15 protein-coding genes are annotated in these 19,746 nt (G+C 59.2%); 14 read left to right on the top strand and 1 reads right to left on the bottom strand.

What is annotated here, in order from left to right; genetic code table 11:
- Positions 1 to 32: 32 nt before the first annotated feature.
- From AC24GY_RS12575 to AC24GY_RS12620, 10 genes are all read left to right on the top strand, one after another.
- The gene (locus AC24GY_RS12575) at positions 33 to 1,208 is read left to right on the top strand and encodes a sialidase family protein (protein WP_487683307.1); all 1,176 of its coding nucleotides are present in this window, start codon (positions 33 to 35) and stop codon (positions 1,206 to 1,208) included.
- Between the two features lie 64 nt (positions 1,209 to 1,272).
- Positions 1,273 to 2,280 (top strand): alpha/beta hydrolase fold domain-containing protein, encoded by a 1,008-nt coding sequence (locus AC24GY_RS12580; protein WP_487683309.1) that lies wholly within the window; start codon positions 1,273 to 1,275, stop codon positions 2,278 to 2,280.
- Positions 2,281 to 2,394: 114 nt separating this feature from the next.
- A complete protein-coding gene (locus tag AC24GY_RS12585; protein WP_487683311.1) occupies positions 2,395 to 4,602 on the top strand; it encodes an RICIN domain-containing protein in 2,208 nt (735 codons plus the stop codon).
- Positions 4,603 to 4,607: 5 nt separating this feature from the next.
- Positions 4,608 to 5,774, top strand: a complete 1,167-nt coding sequence (locus tag AC24GY_RS12590) for a Gfo/Idh/MocA family protein (RefSeq protein ID WP_487683313.1) — start codon at positions 4,608 to 4,610, stop codon at positions 5,772 to 5,774.
- 25 nt (positions 5,775 to 5,799) lie between these two features.
- Positions 5,800 to 7,800 (top strand): FAD-dependent oxidoreductase, encoded by a 2,001-nt coding sequence (locus AC24GY_RS12595; protein ID WP_487683315.1) that lies wholly within the window; start codon positions 5,800 to 5,802, stop codon positions 7,798 to 7,800.
- Complete coding sequence (locus AC24GY_RS12600) at positions 7,797 to 9,065, top strand: sialidase family protein (RefSeq protein ID WP_487683317.1); 1,269 nt, start codon at positions 7,797 to 7,799, stop codon at positions 9,063 to 9,065. Before AC24GY_RS12595 ends, AC24GY_RS12600 begins: the two co-directional genes overlap by 4 nt.
- A gap of 30 nt (positions 9,066 to 9,095) precedes the next feature.
- Positions 9,096 to 11,141, top strand: coding sequence for an SUMF1/EgtB/PvdO family nonheme iron enzyme (locus AC24GY_RS12605; RefSeq protein WP_487683319.1), 2,046 nt, complete (start codon positions 9,096 to 9,098; stop codon positions 11,139 to 11,141).
- Between the two features lie 67 nt (positions 11,142 to 11,208).
- Complete coding sequence (locus AC24GY_RS12610; protein ID WP_487683321.1) at positions 11,209 to 12,138, top strand: DUF1186 domain-containing protein; 930 nt, start codon at positions 11,209 to 11,211, stop codon at positions 12,136 to 12,138.
- Positions 12,139 to 12,188: 50 nt separating this feature from the next.
- Positions 12,189 to 14,375: a DNA helicase RecQ gene (gene recQ / locus AC24GY_RS12615; RefSeq protein WP_487683323.1), complete on the top strand. Its 2,187-nt coding sequence runs from the start codon at positions 12,189 to 12,191 to the stop codon at positions 14,373 to 14,375.
- Positions 14,376 to 14,409: 34 nt separating this feature from the next.
- Complete coding sequence (locus tag AC24GY_RS12620) at positions 14,410 to 15,186, top strand: alpha/beta hydrolase family protein (protein ID WP_487683325.1); 777 nt, start codon at positions 14,410 to 14,412, stop codon at positions 15,184 to 15,186.
- An 8-nt stretch (positions 15,187 to 15,194) separates the two neighbouring features.
- Here AC24GY_RS12620 and AC24GY_RS12625 read toward each other — a convergent pair whose 3' ends face one another.
- Positions 15,195 to 15,566 (bottom strand): glyoxalase superfamily protein, encoded by a 372-nt coding sequence (locus tag AC24GY_RS12625; protein ID WP_487683327.1) that lies wholly within the window; start codon positions 15,564 to 15,566, stop codon positions 15,195 to 15,197.
- 102 nt (positions 15,567 to 15,668) lie between these two features.
- Between AC24GY_RS12625 and AC24GY_RS12630 the strand changes: the two genes are divergently transcribed.
- From AC24GY_RS12630 to AC24GY_RS12645, 4 genes are read left to right on the top strand one after another with little or no spacing between them, the layout of a single operon-like run.
- Positions 15,669 to 16,436, top strand: coding sequence for a DUF2334 domain-containing protein (locus AC24GY_RS12630; RefSeq protein ID WP_487683329.1), 768 nt, complete (start codon positions 15,669 to 15,671; stop codon positions 16,434 to 16,436).
- On the top strand, positions 16,433 to 17,206 hold the full coding sequence (locus tag AC24GY_RS12635; RefSeq protein ID WP_487683331.1) for a hypothetical protein: 774 nt from the start codon (positions 16,433 to 16,435) through the stop codon (positions 17,204 to 17,206). Before AC24GY_RS12630 ends, AC24GY_RS12635 begins: the two co-directional genes overlap by 4 nt.
- Positions 17,203 to 17,646, top strand: a complete 444-nt coding sequence (locus tag AC24GY_RS12640) for a nuclear transport factor 2 family protein (RefSeq protein ID WP_487683333.1) — start codon at positions 17,203 to 17,205, stop codon at positions 17,644 to 17,646. Before AC24GY_RS12635 ends, AC24GY_RS12640 begins: the two co-directional genes overlap by 4 nt.
- Positions 17,647 to 17,656: 10 nt before the next feature.
- Positions 17,657 to 19,657, top strand: coding sequence for an FG-GAP repeat domain-containing protein (locus AC24GY_RS12645; RefSeq protein WP_487683335.1), 2,001 nt, complete (start codon positions 17,657 to 17,659; stop codon positions 19,655 to 19,657).
- The last annotated feature ends 89 nt before the right edge of the window (positions 19,658 to 19,746 follow it).

The raw sequence follows: 19,746 nt of genomic DNA on the forward strand, positions 1-19,746 counted from the left end.
CGGCACTGCCGTGAGTTTCATCTTTTACCCCTATGATCAAACCTCGTTCCCTCATCCGTGCCCTGTTTGTGGCACCTCTTCTCACTCTGAACATCTTTGCAGCCGATGATGCCAAGCTGGAGATCACCGACGCCGCGAAGAAAAAGGCAGCAGCAGCCACCATTGCCCTGCCCGCAGATCAAAAGCAGAATGTCATCATTTACAAGGAGGCCGGGCGCTACGGTGGCTGGCCGGCAAATCATGGGCTGTGGCAGTGGGGTGATGAGCTGGTGGCAGGGTTTACCTCAACTTGGTACAAGCAGACGACGACGGACCACCGGATCGACCGGACGAAACCGAGCTATGAAATCCAGGCGCGCAGCATGGATGGTGGGAGGACGTGGAAGACGGAGGAGGATGTGCCCTTCAAAGATCCGAAGAATGAAGCGAAACCTACGCCGCTGACGGTGCCGCTGGATTTCACCTCGCCGGACTTTGCGCTGATGTTTCGCTTTGGAGGGCTGCATGCAGGGCCTTCGTGGTTTTACACGAGCCTGGACCGCTGCAAAACGTGGCAGGGGCCGTACACGTTTGCGGTGGAGGGTGTGGAACGCATCTGCACGCGAACGGATCTGATTGTTTTGGGCAAGCAGGACTGCCTGATGTTTGGGAGTTGTGCGAAGCAGAACGATGGGAAGGAGGGGCGTGTCTTCTGTGCGCGCACTACGGATGGTGGCGTGAGCTGGAAGCTTGTGTCGCTCATAGGCCCGGAGCCGATGGAGGGTGGGTATGCGATCATGCCGTCATCGCTGAGGCTGAAGGATGGGACGCTTTTGACGACGATCCGGCGTTCGGATCCGAAGGTGTCGGGCTTCATCGAAGCGTGGCGGAGCAGTGATCTGGGCAAGACGTGGATATTCACCGGCAAGGCGGCGACAGGCATTGGAGGAAATCCTCCGGCGCTGGTGCAGCTGCATGATGGGCGCGTGGCGGTGACGTATGGCTTTCGGCACAAGCCTTCGGGGATGCGGGCGAGCATCAGCGCGGATGGCGGCATGACGTGGGGGCCGCAGATTGTGCTGCGTGAGGATGGCTATGATGGCGACCTGGGTTATCCCCGCAGTCTGGTGCGGCCGGATGGCCGGGTGCTGACGGTTTACTATTTCAACGGGCCAAAGGAAGATGACCGGGCGATTGAGGGGACGTTTTGGACGGCGCCGCAGCTCTGAGCGCCACCTGCAATATCCGAATCATTTCGTTAGGAAGTCAGGCCGGGAGCGTTGACCAAAGCACATGAAATCCTGCCTTCTTTCCTATCTCTCGTTCCGGATCGTTTTCGCGGCATGCGCGGCTTTGCTTGCCTGTGCCCCTGCGTTTGGACAGGCCAAGTCTCCACAACTGCCGGCAGGCATCAAGATGGAGAAGGACATCGCCTATGTGCCGGATGGGGACGAGGCGCAGAAGCTGGATCTTTATCTTCCTGAGAAGGCGGCGGACAAACCGCTGCCGCTCGTGGTGCACATTCATGGCGGGGGCTGGATCGGAGGGAGCAAGTATCCGTGCGCGGTGGCTCCCATGGTGCTGCGGGGCTATGCGGTGGCAAGTGTGGAGTATCGCTTCAGCCAGAAGGCGAAATTCCCGGCGCAGATTCAGGACTGTCAGGCGGCGATCCGCTGGCTGCGTGCGCATGCCAAGGAGTATAACCTAGACGCCGAACATGTCGGAGTCGTGGGTGGCTCGGCGGGCGGGCATTTGTCCTCGCTCGTTGGCACGTCAGGCGGAAAGAATGTCTTTCCGAAGATTGGCGGCAATGAGGAGCAGTCTGATCGCGTGCAGGCTGTGTGCGACATCTTTGGCCCTTCTGACTTCAGCACTGTGGTGCAGCAAGCTGCGGACGACAAGAATGTGAAGAACATCTTCCAGTTTAACACGCCTGCTGATCCCTACTCTTCGCTCATCGGAACGAAGCTGGACGACAAAACGAAGGCTGATGCTGTGAGCCCGGTGCATTACGTTTCCAAAGACAATCCGCCGTTTGTGATTCTCCATGGGACGCATGACACGCTGGTGCCTTACGCACAGAGCGAGGAGTTTGCGGCGGTGCTGAAAGAGAAGGGTGTGGCAGTCTGGCTGCAGAAGCTCCCAGGCTCCGGCCATGGCGGGCCTGCGTTTAACAAACCCGCTGTGATCCAGCTCATGCAAAACTTTTTCGACAAGTACCTGAAGGGTGCGGACGTGCAAATCACGCTGGTGCCGGAGGCGGAAGTGACGGTGGTGCCGGTGAAGGCTGTGGTGAAGTAGGCAGGCAAAAGCAAGGCCGCCGAAAAAGCTGAAGCCACTGAAGATTGACGATTTTGGAGGGAATGAATGCGGTATGCTCCGCGTTTCATTCCCTCTTTTTCACTCCCCTCCCCCATGATGTCTCTTGCCACACTCCGCCGCTCTTTCCTGGCCGCAGCCATTGGATTTACCACACAACTTTCCGCAGAAGACTGGGGAGCCTATGTCATCGTGCCGGTAAGCGCGCCCGCGATGGTGCTGGAGGCGGTGGACGCGGGGACGGCGGAGGGAACGCGGGTGTCGATTGGCAATCCGGCGGGCAAGCCGAACCAGAAGTGGGTGATCGTGCCGAAGAGCGAGGGCTTTTATGCGATCAAGCCATCTTACAGCAGCACGCTGACACTGGCGGCGGACAAGGGCGGAGTGAAGAATGGGACGGGCATTGTGCTGGAGGCGGACAGTGGCAAGGACTGGCAGCTGTGGCAGATCAAGAAGAACGAGGCGGGATCTTACTCGATCATTCCGAAGCATGCACCGGCGCAGGGGATGGATGATCTGGGTGGAAAGAAGGAGCCGGGGGCGAAGATCGACCTGTGGCAGCACAATTCGAATGATCAGCATTTGCAGTGGCAGATCAAACCGCTGGCGGGGAGTGCGATCGCGGGGAATGGGGCTGCGGTGGCAGCGCCGACGTATGTGCCGCCGGTGATCAAGCCGGAGGAGATTCTGCCGGGGATGATCAAGCAGACGCAGTTTAACCAGAGCAAGGTTTTCCCAGGGACGGTGCGTGATGTGACGGTTTTTATCCCGGCGCAGTATGATGGCAGCAAGCCTGCGTGTGTGTATGTGAAGACGGATGGCTACAATGCGCGGGAGAAGACTTTCATGGAGACGCTGATCGCCACGAAGGAGATGCCGGTGACGATTGGGGTGTTTGTGAAGCCGGGCTCGCTGCCAGCGCCGATGAAGGGCACGATGGACCGGCGGAATCGCGATCTGGAGTATGATGGCGTGGGCGATGAGAATGTGCGCTTCCTCAATGATGAGCTGCTGCCGTTTGTGGCGAAGGAGTTTGATTTGAAGATGTCCACGGATGGCAATGACCGGTGCATCTCGGGTGGGAGCAGCGGGGGCATTGCGGCCTTCACGGCGGCGTGGCACCGGCCTGAGGCGTTCAGCCGTGTGTATGCGGCGAGCGGGAGCTGGGTGGCGTTTCGTGGCGGGCATGAGTTTCCGACGATGGTGCGCAAGTTTGAGGCGAAGCCGATCCGCGCGTATTTGACCACGGCGACGCATGACATGGAGAACTGCGCGGGTGACTGGTATCTGATTGATCTGGAAATGGACAAGGCGCTGAAATTTTCAGGCTATGACTATCAGTTCCGCAGCATTGAGGGCCGCCATGTGGCGGGGTATGCGGAGAACTATCTGGAGGCGATGGCGTTTCTATGGAAGGGCTGGCCGGAGCGCGTGAAGGCGGGGCCGAGTGCGCCGCGTGCGCAGGAGGTGATCATTCCCGGCGAAGGGTGGGAGCTGCTGGCGGAGGGCTTCAAGAGCACGCGCGGGCCGACGTGCAGTGAGAGCGGCGAGGTGTTTTTTGCGGACACGTCGAACAACAAGATTCACCGGATCGGGCTGGATGGGAAGGTGAGCGAATTTGTGAAGGATACGAATGCGCACTGCGTGACGATGGGTGCGGATGGGAAGCTTTACACGATCTCCGAGAAGTCGGGGAAGCTGATGAGCTTTGATGTGAGTGGTGCGGGCAGCGTGGTGATGGAGGGCATTCTGGGGCACTCCATTTTGGCGATGCCGAACGGCAGGCTGTATGTGACGACGAATGGTGACAAGCCGAGGGAGGAGGGCACGGTGTGGCTGATCAAGGACGGCAAGAAGACGCTGGTGGACAAGGGGATCAAGTTTGCCACAGGCATGGCGTATCGGCCGGACCAGTGGCTGCTGACTGTGGCGGAGGGGCACTCGAAGTGGGCCTATAGTTATCAGATTGACGAAGATGGCACGCTCAAAAATAAGGAGCGCTTTTTCCACCTGCATGTGGCGGACTGGGATGATGACGCGGGGCCTGAGTGTGTGTGCTATTCGATTGAGGGACGGCAGTTCATTGCGACGAAGAGCGGGGTGCAGATCAGCGCGGATGACGGGCCGACGCAGATCATTCTGCCGGTGCCGGATCGGAGCCGTGTGACGGCGGTGGTGATCGGAGGGAAGGACAAGGACACGCTGCATGCGTTTTGCATGAACAAGATCTGGAAGCGCAAGATTTTGCAGCATGCGATGGGGGCGTGGAGCCCGTGGACGAAGATGACGGGGTCGAAGCTGTGAAAGTCATGAACCGCCGACATTTTATGGCCGCTGCTTCCAGCCTTGCTCTTGCCACCCATGCCGTGGAACCTGCGCGCAAATGGCGCGTGGTCGTTCTGGGCAACAAGGGGAGCTATGGGCACAGCCTGGATACGATGTGGCTGAAGGTGCCGGGAACGGAGATCGTGGCTGCGGCTGATCCTGATGCGGCGAAGCTGGAGGCGACTTTGCAGGAGCTGAACATCACGCAGGGGTTTGCGGATTATCATGAGATCGCCAAGGCGAAGCCTGATCTGGTGGCGATTGGTCCGGCGATGGGAATGCACCGTGACATGGTGCTGGCAGCGGCGGCTTCCGGTGCACGGGGCATTTATTTGGAGAAGCCGTTTTGCCGCACGCTGGCGGAGGCGGATGAGATTATTGCTGCTTGTGAGAAGCATGGTGTGAAGCTGGCGCTGGCGCATCGGAACCGCTGGCATCCCACTCTGCCGGTGGTGAAGCGATTGGTTCAAGAGGGTGTGATTGGGCGATTGCTGGAACTGCGCGGGCGTGGCAAGGAAGACAGGCGTGGCGGGATGGAGGACCTGTGGGTGCTCGGATCACATGTGCTGAATCTGGGGGTGTTTCTCGCTGGCAAGCCGATGGCCTGCTCTGCTGCGATCATGCAGGACGGGAAGCCGATCACGCAGGCCGATGTGATCCGCACCAAAGTTGATTTTGGCCCGATTGCTGGGAATGAGGTGCATGCGCGATTTGATCTGGAATCGGGCGTGCCGTTTTACTTCGACTCGATCAAGGAGGCGGGAGATCCGAAGGTGGGTTTTGGGCTGCAGCTCATCGGGACGAAGGGCATCATGGACATTCGCGTGGATCAGACGCCGCTGGCGCATCTGTGTGCGGGAAGTCCGTTTCAGCCGATGAAGGAGCCACGCGCGTGGGTTCCGATCAGTGCGGCGGGTGTGGGCGAGGCGGAGCCTGTGGCCGATATTGGAAGGCAGGTGATGAGTCATGCCACGGGTGCGCTGGATCTGATCGCCTGCATTGAAGACAAAAGCCTGCAGCCGCTGTGCAGTGGTACAGACGGGCGCCTGACGGTGGAGATGATCACGGCGGTGATGGCCTCCCATGTACGGCAAGGTGAGCGTGTGAGCTTTCCTCTCGACACTCAGGAGAATCCGCTGGCAAGCTGGTGAGACGGTTCTTCCAATTTATCTCACCATGCACCTCTCATTAAAGACTTTAAGCATCGCACTGCTGCTGGCTTTGCCAGTGGTGTCCGCCGAACCCGAAAGCACGCGGGACAACATCGCTGCGCTGCAGAAGCGGAGCATCCTCAGTGAGCCGGATTACTGGCTGAAGCATGCTGTTCCAGAGGGCAAGTGTGACGGGGCCAAGGTGGCGGTGCTGCTGGTCGAGCTGGCGAAGGTGATGAAACCGGTGAAGACCACGGAGGAAGCCATTGGCGTCTTTATTGAGCGCGGGCTGATCGGGACGCCGGACTTCTGGAGGAAGAATGCGGTGCCGGGAGGTGTGTGCGGCGGCGGCAATGTGGCGATCGTGCTGGCCCGCGCTGCGGGAAGGCTGCCGGTGGAGCCACCGAAATCTGCGAGTGCCACGCCGCTGGAAGCTACGCCGCTGGAGAAGCTGAAGAACAGCTATGATGTGGTGATCGCAGGCGGTGGCACGGGTGGATGCGGAGCGGCGGTGCAGGCGGCGCGCATGGGATGCACGGTGCTGCTGCTGGAAGAGACGGACTGGATCGGCGGGCAGATGAATGCGGCGGCGGTGACCTCCATGGATGAGGGTGGCACGCTGGTGCGCAAGCGGGGGATTTACCGCGAATGGTGCGGGCTGGTGGCAGCGCATTATCAGGCGCTGGGCATCAACCACATGACGGCTTACTGGAACAGCCACACGTGCCTGGAACCGCGCGTGGGCCGGCATCTGCTGCACGTGCTGCTGGGCGATGCACGCGGGCAAGGTGTGCTGGATCTGGTGCTGCGTGCGCGAGTGACGAAGGTGATGAAGGAGAATGGCACCGTCACAGGCGTGGAAGTGGCGGGGGGCTCTGAAAAGAATGGGCAGCCGCGAACGATCCAATGCAGCATGCTGATTGATGCCACGGAGTGGGGGGATGTGATCCCGCTGACCGGCGCACGCTACCGCGTGGGCAACTGCATAAGCGATGGCATCGACCTGAAGCGCCGGGTGCAGGACAACACCTGGACGGCGGTGGTGAAGCAGTATCCGAAGGGAGTGCCTGAAGAGCTGCGCATCCTCCAACCGCCACCGGGGTATACGGAGAGGGTTCATGCGGCCTTCGCGAAGAGTCTGGTGGATGGCGACAAGATTGCCCCCCAGGGCAAGCCGTGGACGTGGGCCACCTTCATTGGCTACCGAGGCATGCCTGACAGCTCGCGCGCCGGTGATTCGCCGCCGATCACGCGCACGCATCTCAACTACAACAATGACTATGGAGCGACAGTGGCCGAGATCGAAGACCCGGCACGCCGCGAGGTGACCAACCGGGCGATGCGGCTGAAGACGCTGCACCTGCTTTATTTCATGCAGCACACGCTGGGAAAAACGGACTGGTCCGTGGCGAATGACGAAGGCTATGACACGCCATATAACCGTGCGGCCATTGATGCGTGGCTGGCCGAGAGACCTGAACTCGTGCCGTATCGCGCGATTTTTTATCATTTTTCCATCATGCCCTATGTGAGGGAAAGCCGGCGCATCGTGGGCCTGCACACGATGACGGCCCGAGAGATCGAACGCAAAAACGGCAGGCCGGTGCAGTTTCCGCACACGGTCGCGCTCGGGGATTATCCGGTGGACATGCACGGCTCGATGTCGAAGCCCTGGCTGGAGCTGGAGCTTGACCGCGAGTCCGACATTCCCGACAAGTTTGGTGGCAAGGGCTCGGGGCCCTTTGCGATCCCGTTTGAAAGCTTCATTCCGGAGAAGGTGGACGGATTTCTGCCAGCTGAGAAAAACATCTCGCAATCGCGCATGGTGAACGGAGCGACACGCCTGCAGCCGCATACGATGCTGATGGGACAGGCCGTCGGGGCCATCGCAGCGCTGGCGATTCAACACCATGTGCAGCCCCGTGCGCTGGATCCCACGCTTGTGCAGCGGGTGCTGCTGGAGGCAGGATGCGTGCTGAGCATCGATCCTGGCGGAAACGTGAGCACAACTTCAAAATCCAAATGAAACGGTTCACCACCCCAGCTGCCCTGCTGCTGACGCTGCTTTCTCTACAAGCGCCACCGATAGCGGCCGCCCCGCCGAACAGTCCGGCGACCTCTTTGGTTCCGGATGATTTCGGCGTGACCACGCGGACGCCGCCCGTGATCAAGGTGAACCCTGGGCCGAAGTACTGGCCGCGCATGCGCATGTGGCAGGGCATTCCCAGCATCGAGCGCACTGCGAAAGGCCGGCTGTGGGCCACGTGGTATGCGGGGCCGCTGAGCGAGGGGAGCAGCGGGAATCATGCGCTGCTGGTGACCAGCGATGATGATGGTGTGACTTGGTCCAATCCCGTGGCGGTTTACGATCCGACGACGTTTTTCGAAGGCAGCACGGGCGATCCGCATGTGTGGATTGATCCTCAAGGGCGACTCTGGTGGTTTGTGTTTCGCATTTTGAAGGTCAAACACGCCGATGGCATCCGCTCGGAGTGGGGGTTCTGCTGTGAGAACCCTGACGACCCGATGCCAAAATGGAATGCGCCGGTGCTGGCGGGCTTCGGGCTGGGGCTCAACAAACCCACCGTTCTTTCCAATGGCGACTGGCTGCGGCCGATCGACAACAATCAGGAGACGAAGCAAGGGACGCGGACGCAGTTTTATGTGTCGCACGATCAGGGGAAGAGTTTTGAGTTTCTATCGAAGTTCAGCATCAAGGATGTCTCGTTTGCGGAGCACATGGCGGTGGAGCGCAAGGACGGCAGCCTCATCATGATGGCACGAACGACGTATGGCATCGCGCAGGCGGAGTCGTTTGATCATGGGGTGACGTGGGTGAATGAAGGGCCGTTTACCAAAGAGCGAGGACTCAACACGCGCTTCTTTTTGCGCAAGCTGAAGTCCGGCGCGCTGCTGCTGGTGCTGAATAATGTGCCGCGAGGACGTGACCGCATGACGGCGATGCTTTCCGAGGACGATGGCAAAACGTGGCCGCACAAGCTGATGGTGGATGAACGGCAGCGTGTGAGCTACCCGGATGGCACCGAAGGAGAGAACGGTTTTATTTACGTGACCTATGACCGGGGGAGGTATGAGAAGGACGAACAGGAGATTCTTTTCGCCAAGTTCACCGAAGCGGACATCAAGGCGGGCAAGATCGTGAGCGAGGGCAGCAAGCTCAAGCAGATGATCAACCGGCTGGCTGACTCTGAGGGCGGGGTGCACAAGACGCGTGAGCCGCAGCTGATGGAGGAAGCTTTTGAAAAGAGCTGTGGCGCGCCGAAGCCGTGAAATGAATCCCCACTCACCCCCTAAAGAGACATGACTTTTCAAACATCCGCCTGCCTCGCTGCCGCCCTGCTGAGCGCCATCGGTGGCTTCGCCACCGAGTCCATCACCAACTCCATCGGCATGAAGTTCGTTCGCATCGAGCCGGGTTCGTTTACGATGGGGCAGGATGGACCGGCGGCGGATTACAAAATCACGAAGCATCCGGCGAAGTTTGATGATGCGGACTGGGATGAGAAACCTGCGCATCGGGTCACGATCACGCGGGCGTTTCATTTGGGTGTGACTGAAGTGACTCTGGGGCAGTATCGACAGTTCAAGCCGGTGTTTCGTCAGGGCAGTGGCAAGGATGACGATGCGCTGAGCGGAGTGAGCTGGGAGCAGGCACAGGAATTCTGTGAATGGCTGACCAAAAAGGAGGGGAAGACCTACCGACTGCCGACTGAAGCGGAATGGGAGTACGCCTGCCGTGCGGGCACGACGACGCTGTTTTACACGGGCGATGCGCTGCCTGAGGGCTTTCAACCATGGCCCGACAAGGCAGGAGTCCGTGCACGGTTCTTTGCCGATGCGCCGCTGCCGAAGGAGTACCGCGATGAGAAGAAACTCAATCTGCAGGTGGCGCAATCAGCACCGAACCCGTGGGGGCTGTACGACATGCACAGCAACGTGGCCGAGTGGTGCCAGGACTGGTATGGGCCGTATGAAGCCGGTGAGCAGGCCGATCCTCTGGGCCGAAGTAAGGGTGATTTCCGAGTGATTCGCGGCGGGCATCATTCGATGTTTGCACGACTGCTGCGCTCGGCGAACCGCACCTCATGGCTGCCGCAGACGAAGACAGACAAGGTGGGGTTTCGGGTGGTGCTGGGCGATCTGCCAGCTGGGAAAATGCTGCCTGCAGCCACTCCTCCTTTGAATGCGCAAAACGTGCAGCAGGGGGTGCTCAAGCATGACATGCCGGGCCCCAATGAGCCGCCGTTCTTTGCCGCACCGAGGCCGTATGTGAAGATTGCCCCGAATTCGTTTGGGCCTTTGTTTTCAGCGCACAACCACAGCCCGGGCATCGCCGAATGCCCCAATGGCGATCTGCTCGCGGTGTGGTATTCCTGCGTGGATGAAGGAGGCAGCGAGCTTTGCAACGTGGCGAGCCGTCTGCGCCGAGGTACGAACGAATGGGAGCCGGCATCGCCTTTTTGGGATGGTGCAGACGTGAATGATCATGGTCCGAAGATCTGGTGGGATGGGAAGTCAACGCTGTTTCACTTTGCTCGTGGCCGGGATGAGAATCTTGTGCGCACCTCCACTGATAATGGTGCGACTTGGAGCAAGGCGTTGATCATGCAGCCGGTGGGCGAGTTTGGGAATCAACCGATTCGTCTCGCGGATGGCACACTGGTCATCACCAATGACTCGCGGCAGTGCAGTCTTGTCTTCAGCCATGATGATGGCAAGACGTGGGCCTTCAATGACGTGAAACAAAGGCCGAGTGACTTTCGGCCAGGTGGCACAGGGTTTCGCCATCCGGGGATTCATGCGCCGATTGTGCAGCTTGGTGATGGCAGGATCATGGCTTTCAGCCGGAACGATCCGCCCGAGGATCAGGCGAAGTTTGATTTCAAAACGCCGATCAGCTACAGCAGCGATCTGGGCAAGACGTGGACTTACGCTGACAGTGAGTTTCCTGCGATCAGCAGTGTGCAGCGTGCTGCGATGATCCGGCTGAAAGAAGGCGGCATCCTGCTGTGCAGCTTCACCGATCAATGGAGAGACTGGAAAAACAGGAAGGGCATGAAATTTAAATCGAAGGCAGGCGACTTCACCGGCTATGGCCTGTTTGCCGCGGTGTCTTTTGATGAGGGCAAGACATGGCCGGTGCGGCGGCTTATCACGCCCGGGGGCAAGGAGCAGTCCATCAACATGATCGACCGCGGCATGTGTGTGCTGAGTGACACGATGGCGGAGCCGTGTGGCTATTTGTCCGCCACTCAAACGCGGGATGGGAAAGTGCAGCTCATCACCAGCAAGAATCATTATGTTTTCAATCTGGCGTGGCTGAAGGCTCTGCCGGATGTGCCGTAAACCGCTATTTGAGAGCAAATCAACTTGAGCGGCATTAGCCCGCGCATGAAAAGTCTGGAAAAGCACCATGCCAGCCTCTGACACACCCGCAGAACTTCTCATCCGCCTCGCGGATGCGCCGCAACATCCGTACCCTGAGAGCATCATCCAGGAGATGATCGACAGAATGGAGGAGATGACTCCCGCCCTGCTGGAAGTGCTGGCTGATGCTGCACGGCGGCCCAAACACTATGTGAAAGAAGGGAACTGGAAACAGGTGGTCTTTGCCTCCTACCTGCTGGCGCAGTTCCGGGTGACGGCAGCCTTTCAGCCTCTTTGCACTCTTCTTGAGGGGCCAGAAGAGGTGATTGATGAGATTTTCTCGGACTTGATCACGGAAGATCTGGGCAATATTCTGGCGAGCGTCTATGATGACGATGACAGACCCCTGCGTGCGCTGGCTGAAAACCGAAGGGCCTCTGATTATGTGCGCGGCAGCACCGTGATCCGATGTTACCTATGTCTGCTGGCGGAGGGTAAAACAACCCGCGAGGCTTTGGAAGCCTACGTCACTGAGTTGCTTGGCGGCAGACTGGAACGTGAGCCCGGCATCTTCTGGGACTGCTGGACCGGACTCTGCGCCGATCTTGGATTTGCCAGCACGCTGCCGCTGATTCAAAAGGCGATTGATGACGACCTGTGCGATCCTTGGTACTATGGTTTTGACAAAATCCTCCAAGCTGCTGGAAGCGGAGGCAATGAAGACTGGAAAAAGTCCACAGGACTGATCCGAGACACCCTCAAAGAGACGTCATGGTGGGCCACATGGGAGAAAGAAGATGAGCAGGCAAAGGAGGAAGATGACCAGGACGAAGAAGAGGATTGGGGATCTTATCTTTTGGATTCTCCCATGCCGGAGCCTGCCACTGTCGTCCGTGCCGCACCCAAGGTGGGGCGCAATGATCCCTGCCCGTGCGGCTCAGGGAAGAAATTCAAGAAGTGCTGCGGTGTGGTGTAGCTTCGACTGGCAAATGAAGCCGGACACTTCAAACTGACGGTGACTATGCCATGAGCCACGCCGACCTTGCCCCACTGCTGAAGCAGACCTTTGGCTACGACACCTTCCGCCCGCTGCAGCGGGAGATCATGGAAGCCACGCTGGCGGGGCGGGATGTGGTGGCGATCCTGCCGACGGGTGCGGGGAAGTCGCTGTGCTTTCAGCTGCCTGCGCTGGCGCGCGAGGGGATCACGCTGGTGATTTCACCGCTGATCGCGCTGATGAAGGACCAGGTGGATGCGCTGGTGGCGAGCGGGGTGGCGGCGACGTTTATCAATTCATCGATTCAGGGCAGCGAAGCGCAGAGGCGGCGCTCGGGACTGGAGGAAGGCCACTACAAGCTGCTGTATGTGGCACCGGAACGCGTGATGATGGCGGACTTCATCACTGATCTGAAGCGCTGGAATGTCACCGCCGTCGCGGTGGATGAAGCGCACTGCATCAGCCAATGGGGGCATGATTTCCGACCGGAGTATCGTGCGCTGGGGCAGCTGCGCGACGCGCTTCCGGGCGTGCCGTTTTTGGCGCTCACGGCCACGGCGACTGAGCAGGTGCGCGAGGACATCATCCGCCAGCTTCATCTGCAAGAGCCGGAGGTTTTTCTGGCGAGCTTCAACCGGCCGAATCTGAGCTACACGGTGCTGCCGAAGGCGAAGGCGACGATACAGATTTATGATTTTGTGCGGCAGCGACCGAATGAGGCGGGCATTGTGTATGTGCAGTCGCGCAAAAGTGCGGAGAGCCTGGCGGCGGCGCTTTCTGCGGAGGGTGTGAAGGCGGTGGCGTACCATGCCGGACTGCAGCCGGAGGAGAGGGCTGCGAATCAAGAGGCCTTCATCCGTGATGAGGCGCATGTGGTGTGTGCCACGATCGCGTTTGGCATGGGCATCAACAAACCGGACGTGCGCTATGTCATCCATGGTGATCTGCCGAAGAACATCGAGGGCTACTATCAGGAGACAGGCCGAGCCGGGCGCGACAGCCTGCCGAGCGAGTGCGTGCTGCTGTACTCGCGCGGTGATCTGGTGAGGAATCTGAAGTTCCTCGATGAAATGACGGATGCGCAGGCGGCGGAGGTTGCGGCGCAGCAGATGCGAATGATGGCTGATTTTGCCGAAGGCACAGAATGCCGACGTGTGGCGCTGCTGGACTACTTCGGTGAGCAGTGGCCGGGCGACAACTGCGGCGGATGCGACATCTGCCTGCAGCCGCGCGAGATATGGGATGCGACCACGCATGTGCAAAAGCTGCTGAGCTGCATCTTTCGCATCCGGCAGAAGAGCGGCTTTGGCACGGGGCTGAATCATGTCGTGGAAGTGCTCACCGGAGCGAACACGGAGAAGGTTCGCAAATGGTATCATGATCAGCTCAGCACGTACGGCATCGGCAAGGACATGCCGCGTGATGAATGGGCGGCGCTGGGACGGCAGCTCATTCGACTGGGCCACATCGAAGCGTCGGCGGATTCATTTCAGACGTTGAGCCTGTCAAAGAAGGGACTGGCCACGCTCATGAACCGCACGCCGGTCATGCTCACACGCGTGCACGGGGCGGTGAAGACTGGCACGAGCGCGGGGAAGGTCGCGAAAGCGGGCAGCATCGCCTGTGACGAGGCGCTGTTTGAGGAACTGCGCGCGCTGCGCAAACGGCTTGCCGATGAGCGCGGGGTGCCGCCGTATGTGGTCTTTGGGGATGCCAGTCTGCGGCACATGTGCCGTCAGTACCCGCAAACGGAACAGAGTTTTCTTGCCATCCCTGGCGTGGGAAGTCAGAAGCTCGCCGACTATGGAGCGGCGTTTATGGGTGCCATCACCCAATGGCTGCGGACGCATGAGGCGCAGATTTTTGCCGAAGAGGCACCGCCTCCGCCGCCGCCCAAGATGAAGAGCGAGGATGGACTCACCGGCACGGTGCTGGAAACCCTGCGGCTGCAACGCCAGGGCCACAGCGCGGAAAAGATCGCCTCGCTGCGCAGCCTTGTGATCAGCACCATCCACAATCATCTGGCCCAGGCGATTCAGCAGGGAGAGCTGAAGGCGGATCCGCGAGACTACTATACCGCCGCGGAAGAAGCTGAACTTCGCGCCGCAGCCGCCGAGCATGGGATGGAAAGCCTGGGCAAGCTGAAGGAAGCCCTCGGCAACCGCTTCGAATATCCCGTGCTGCATTACTTCCGGGCGTTTGAAACAAGGAAATAACAGGGAGCGCGAGCCCGATTCAATCATCCATCTCATGAACACCTGCTGCCTCCTCATTCTCACTGCCGGTCTGTCGGTATCCGCCATCGCTCAAGAAGTTCTGCCGAAAACGGCGGAGGTTTTTGAAGTCGACGGACACAAGGCTTTTCTATATGCGGCGCCCAAGCCTGCGGCAGGCAAGCCGTGGCTGTGGTATGCGCCTACTTTGGGAGGTGTCTCGCTCTTTGGCCGGAAGATGTATTTCGAGGCCTTCATGAAAGCAGGGATCAGCATTGCGGGCTACGATTTGGGGAAGGTGCGTGGAGCTCCAGGGAGCACGGCGAAGTTTACGCTGTTTTATGAGGAGATGCTGAACCGTTGTTATTCCACAAAGCCGATTTTGCTGGGACAGAGCCGTGGCGGCATGATGACGCTGGCGTGGGCGTTTCGGAACCCTGAGAAAGTGCGCGCATGGGTGGGGATCTATCCCGTGTGCAATCTCGCGAGCTGGCCGCTGAAGAATTCCAAGGCGCAGACACTGGCTGATTTTGGCATGCCTGAGAATGAGCTGGTGGCCAAGCTGAATGAGTTTAATCCGGTGGATAATCTGAAGGGTTTGCTGGAGAAGAAGGTGCCGATGTTTGTGGTGCATGGGGACTCCGATGTGGTGGTGCCCTATGAGCTGAACACTGGCCTGCTGAAGGAGCGGTATGAAGAGGGCGGTGGACAGATCAGCGTGAAGGTCATTCCTGGTGAAGGGCACAAGGTGGGGCCGTCTTTCTTTGAGTGTCAGGAACTGGTGGATTTTGTGTTGAAGCAGGCAGCACAATAACAACTGCCTCACCTTGCATCCTGCTCGCTGAAGATCAGCTTGTTGCAGAAGGGATCGGTGAGTGTCATGCAGATGCCGCCCCAGAAGGCGTCTTCAACACCGGGGCGGTTGTAGTTGTAGTGTTTGGCGAGAAGTTCCGCGTTCCATGCGCGCAGATTTTTGCAGCGGATGAAGACGTGGGTGCCGGGCGTGCCGTCGCCATGATGCTCGGAGAGATGCAGGGACATGCCCTGGAGGGTGACGCCCATGTAGAGTGGCGCCGTGGGCTCAAAGCGATGCTCGAAATCCACGGTGCAGCCGAGCCAGCCGCAGTAGAACTCCCTGGCTTTGGCCTCATCGAAAATGCGCAACACGGGAATGGTTTGCAGGGTTTCAATCATGAGTGCAGCTAACGCATGGCGAGCAGATGTTAAAGGGTGAAAAAGACTGACGAAAGAAGCCGGAGCCATTGCAGTTCTCTTCTCCCAACCTCTCTGGCCCCCATGCTCCGACTCATTTTTTTCACCGCTGCCATTTTTCTAGCATCCTTTGTCCCCAGGATTCAGGCGCAGCAGATCATCCTGCTGAAATTGGATGATGTCATCGCGCGGCGTGTGGGGGCGAAGCCGGTGTCGGATCGGTGGCTGAAGGTGCATGACTACCTGAAGGAGAAGAACATCAAAGGCTCCTTTGGCATCATCACGGAGTCGCTGGAGAAGGACAATGGGGTGTATTTTCAGTGGCTGAAGGATGTGCAGGCGGCCGGGTTGATTGAGTTCTGGATGCATGGGTATCACATGAAGACGGCCAGCGAACCGGGAGAGTTTGAGCATGGCACGGCGGAGGAGCAGCGGGCGATTTTGGCGAAGGGTGAAAAGCTGGCGAAGGAGAAGCTGGGCTTCTCGCTGCCAGCCTTTGGTCCGCACTGGAGCGGGACCACGGAGGCCACGGATGAAGCGATGGAAAAGGTGCCCGAGGTGACGATCTGGCTGTATGGCCCGGAGAAGCCGAAGTACTACAGCCGGCTGAGCATCCCGCGGGTGATGGCGCTGGAGAATCCGACGTTTGTGCCCGATCTGGAGAAGTTCAAAACGTTCTATGAAGCCAAGGCTGCGAAGCGTGAGGTGCTGGTGCTGCAGGGGCATCCTGATCAATGGGATGACAAACGCTGGGCGGGATTCACGGGCATCATCGACTTCCTCAAAACGAAGAACGTTGAGTTCATGACTCCCTCGGAGTATTTGAAAAGGACCCAGTCCAAACAGCCATGAGGTTTTTTTCACTGCTTGCCGCGTTTGCGCTGACTTCTGTTCATGGGGATGGGCCGTTTCCGGTGCTGATGTGGTATGGGGGCATTTGGAAAGCGTCCAAGCATGCGGTGGATGTGAACCGCTTCTTTCCGCATGGCATCGCGGTGATCGCCGTGGAGGTGAGGACGATGGAGGATGCGACGGCGGACAAGGTGAAGGAGCCGATCTCCTATGTGCTGGAGAATGCGCTGAGCGCGGTGAAGTTTGTGAGGGAAAACGCTGCCAAGTATAAGCTGGATCCAGCGAGTATCGCGCTGGGTGGAGGTTCACAGGGGGCGCTGCCGGCGCTGTATGTGGGCTGCACGGCGCCTGAGCTGGTGGCCTGCATCGCCGCGGACCGCTGCCAGCCTTCGATTGATCCGAAGCGGATGCAGGAGTGGGTGCCGGGTGTAAAGTGGGGAGCGCCTGCGCTGGGCTGCTCTTTTGAGGATTCTTTGAAGCGGCGTGATGAGCTGCTGCCAGTGATCAAGAAGTGGTCGCCTGACTGGCTGCTGCACAAGAATGCGGCACCGATGTACTTTGAGAACGAGTGGGGGATGATGAAGCCGGATGACATCACGCAGAACAACTACGATGTGCATTCCCCAGCATGGGCGGTGGGTTTTCAGAAGCTTGCGCTTGCAACGGGAGCCACCTGCCATGTGAAGTATCCCGGTCATCCCACCGAGGGCTATGACGACATCTGGAATTTTATTGTGAAACAACTGACCGCTAAAAAATCAAACCCATGAAAAAACTGCTCACCTCGCTGATCTGCCTTGTCACTATCATCTCGTTTGCCGAAGAGGCGCCGCTGGCTGCTGTAAAGACGGCGGATGATGCGCGTGTGACCGCGATGAAAGCGCCCGACCGTGACAAGCTGAGCGCGATCTTCTCCGATGAACTGCGCTATGCGCACTCCTCCGGTGTGGTGGACACCAAGGCCTCGTTTATTGAGGTGCTGCTCAAAGGGACGACGAAGTATCAGGCGGTGGACTATGTGGAGCGCAACTTCACTTTCCCGGCACCGGGCATCGCCCTGATGACCGGGAGCGCGAAGCTGAAGATCGGCACGGAGACAGGGACCATCGAGCCCACGCTGGCATTCCTTGCGGTCTGGCGTCTGGAAAAGGACCAGTGGCGCTTCCTGGCCTGGCAGTCGTGCAAGCTGACGCCGCCACCCGCGAAGTAATCTTTTTTGCATGAAGGCGAAGATCACTCTCGGCATTTTGCTCTTCGCTGCGGGTGGCTTTGCCATTGAGCCTCATCTGCCGCCGGGCACGAAGGCGCTGCCATCGGCGGCGGCGAATGGACGCGGACCGCTGGCGCTGGTGAATTTGAATCATCATGTGCTTGGTCATGCGCGAGTGTTTGGCGGCAAGGAAGACGACTTGTTTGTGGCGGGTTTCGGCGGCCCGCAGGCGGTGCATTTGTTTCGCTGGGTGGATACTGCGGAAACGGGCGTGCCCGTGTTTGCGCAGCCGGTGGAGGTGAAATGTGCCTTCAAGGACAAGGGCAGTGTGTTTCAGCAGAAGGATGGGAAAGTCGTGGGCCTGTGGATCGACAAGGATGAGCTGGTGACCACGGAGTTCACCGTTGAGAAGCTGGAGTTTCGTGAAACGAAGCGTGAGAAACTGCCGAAGGCGGTGAAGTCACCGGGCAGCCTTGGTGTGCTGGTGAATGATGACGGCAGTTACGATGCAGCGTTTGAAATGTCGAACGGTGGCAAGGGGGCGGAGGGGAGCCCGAACACTGAGGAGTGGCGGCCCTTCAACTCCTCCGGCATCGCGGTGGGAGAGATGCGCTACCGCTACCTCATGGGAGTCACGGCCAGAGGCGAGGCGAAGCAGATCACCCAGACGCGGAACGAGGTTTATTTTTCCATGCATGGCATCACGGGGGTGAACCTCGGAGCCGGTCATGAACGCGATCTGGTGACGGGATCGCGGCAGGGAAATCTCGTGTATTATCACAACAAGGCGGCGAGCGGCTTTGATCTTGAAGGGAAGCGTCTCATTGCGAGCGAGGATGGCAATGCGCTGCGGCATCCGAGCATCAACCCGAGCGTGTGTGCTTATGGGGATGGCTTGATCGCGTGCGGTGAGGGATCGCTCTACTTTTACCGTTTCACGGGGAAGTTCACGAAGGCAGGCGCGCCTGTTTGCAAGGAAGCGGTGTCCGTGTTGCAGGAGCATGCGGATCTTTACGCGGGCACGCTGCCAACGCCCACGACGGTGGATTGGGATGGTGATGGGGTGCTGGACATTCTGGCGGGAAATTCAGAGGGCTTTGTGCTGTTTTTCAAAAACAGCGGCAGCAATGACGAGCCGAAGTTTCTGCCAGCCACACGCGTGAAAGCAGGGGGCCGTGAGATTCAGGTGCAGGCGGGCTATGCCGGCAGCCTGCAGGGATTGCAGGAGGCGCGCTGGGGGTATCTCTCGCCGAATGTGATCGACTGGAACGGGGATGAGCTGCCGGATCTCATTACTGGCGACATCACGGGCAATTACCTCATCTATCTCAATCGCGGGACCAAGATGGAGGCGAAGCTGGATGCCGCGCATCCGATCTACTGCGACGGCCTAGACCTGCACGGCATGTGGCGCTGCCGTCCGGCGCTGGCGCAGATCGGCGGACGTGTGGTGCTGGCGATTGTGGATGGTGACGATCAGTTCCATCTCTACTGGCGCATTGATGACTACAATGTGGAGGACGGTGGCAAGCTGCGGCTGGATGATGGCCAACCGATTGGCGCGAGCGGCGGCGTAGGCGGCATGAGCGGGCGCTGCAAGCTGGACTTCTTTGACTGGAACCAGGATGGGAAGCTGGATTTCGTCATTGGCACCGGGCGGGTTTGTTCGATTCCAGATCGCACCACGGGCTACCCGATGGCGGCGCTGGGACAAAATCCGGTGGTGGGAGGATTGATCGGCCGGCTGGTGGATTCTGCGCTGCCGACCAAGCTGAAGAAGACCCTCGGCACCCCTCTGGTGATGATGAACACGGGCACGAATGCGAAGATGAAATTCGCGAGGCCGCTGACGTTTCAGGATGAGGACGGCAACGTTGTGCAACCTGGAGGTGCGCATGAAACGGGTGCGGTGGGAACGATGCTGGGCAGAGACGGGCCGAATTTGCTGATCTGCAATGAGGCCGGGCGCATGTTTCTGCTGCCGGGAAAAAAACTGCAGATTAAGCCGTGAGACACTGGTGAATTGAATTACCCGGGGGTGAGCGCGGCGGGGCGATGTATTCCAATATCTGGCTCTGGGTGACGCGCCCGGAACCTGCT

This window comes from Prosthecobacter sp. Pr1, assembly GCF_057652315.1.

Excerpts from the sequence above, each read along its gene's own strand:
- AC24GY_RS12575 (WP_487683307.1), top strand. The coding sequence starts at position 33 with ATGATCAAACCTCGTTCCCTCATCCGTGCCCTGTTTGTGGCACCTCTT.
- AC24GY_RS12580 (WP_487683309.1), top strand. The coding sequence starts at position 1,273 with ATGAAATCCTGCCTTCTTTCCTATCTCTCGTTCCGGATCGTTTTCGCG.
- AC24GY_RS12585 (WP_487683311.1), top strand. The coding sequence starts at position 2,395 with ATGATGTCTCTTGCCACACTCCGCCGCTCTTTCCTGGCCGCAGCCATT.
- AC24GY_RS12590 (WP_487683313.1), top strand. The coding sequence starts at position 4,608 with ATGAACCGCCGACATTTTATGGCCGCTGCTTCCAGCCTTGCTCTTGCC.
- AC24GY_RS12595 (WP_487683315.1), top strand. The coding sequence starts at position 5,800 with ATGCACCTCTCATTAAAGACTTTAAGCATCGCACTGCTGCTGGCTTTG.
- AC24GY_RS12600 (WP_487683317.1), top strand. The coding sequence starts at position 7,797 with ATGAAACGGTTCACCACCCCAGCTGCCCTGCTGCTGACGCTGCTTTCT.
- AC24GY_RS12605 (WP_487683319.1), top strand. The coding sequence starts at position 9,096 with ATGACTTTTCAAACATCCGCCTGCCTCGCTGCCGCCCTGCTGAGCGCC.
- AC24GY_RS12610 (WP_487683321.1), top strand. The coding sequence starts at position 11,209 with ATGCCAGCCTCTGACACACCCGCAGAACTTCTCATCCGCCTCGCGGAT.
- recQ (WP_487683323.1), top strand. The coding sequence starts at position 12,189 with ATGAGCCACGCCGACCTTGCCCCACTGCTGAAGCAGACCTTTGGCTAC.
- AC24GY_RS12620 (WP_487683325.1), top strand. The coding sequence starts at position 14,410 with ATGAACACCTGCTGCCTCCTCATTCTCACTGCCGGTCTGTCGGTATCC.
- AC24GY_RS12625 (WP_487683327.1), bottom strand. The coding sequence starts at position 15,566 with ATGATTGAAACCCTGCAAACCATTCCCGTGTTGCGCATTTTCGATGAG.
- AC24GY_RS12630 (WP_487683329.1), top strand. The coding sequence starts at position 15,669 with ATGCTCCGACTCATTTTTTTCACCGCTGCCATTTTTCTAGCATCCTTT.
- AC24GY_RS12635 (WP_487683331.1), top strand. The coding sequence starts at position 16,433 with ATGAGGTTTTTTTCACTGCTTGCCGCGTTTGCGCTGACTTCTGTTCAT.
- AC24GY_RS12640 (WP_487683333.1), top strand. The coding sequence starts at position 17,203 with ATGAAAAAACTGCTCACCTCGCTGATCTGCCTTGTCACTATCATCTCG.
- AC24GY_RS12645 (WP_487683335.1), top strand. The coding sequence starts at position 17,657 with ATGAAGGCGAAGATCACTCTCGGCATTTTGCTCTTCGCTGCGGGTGGC.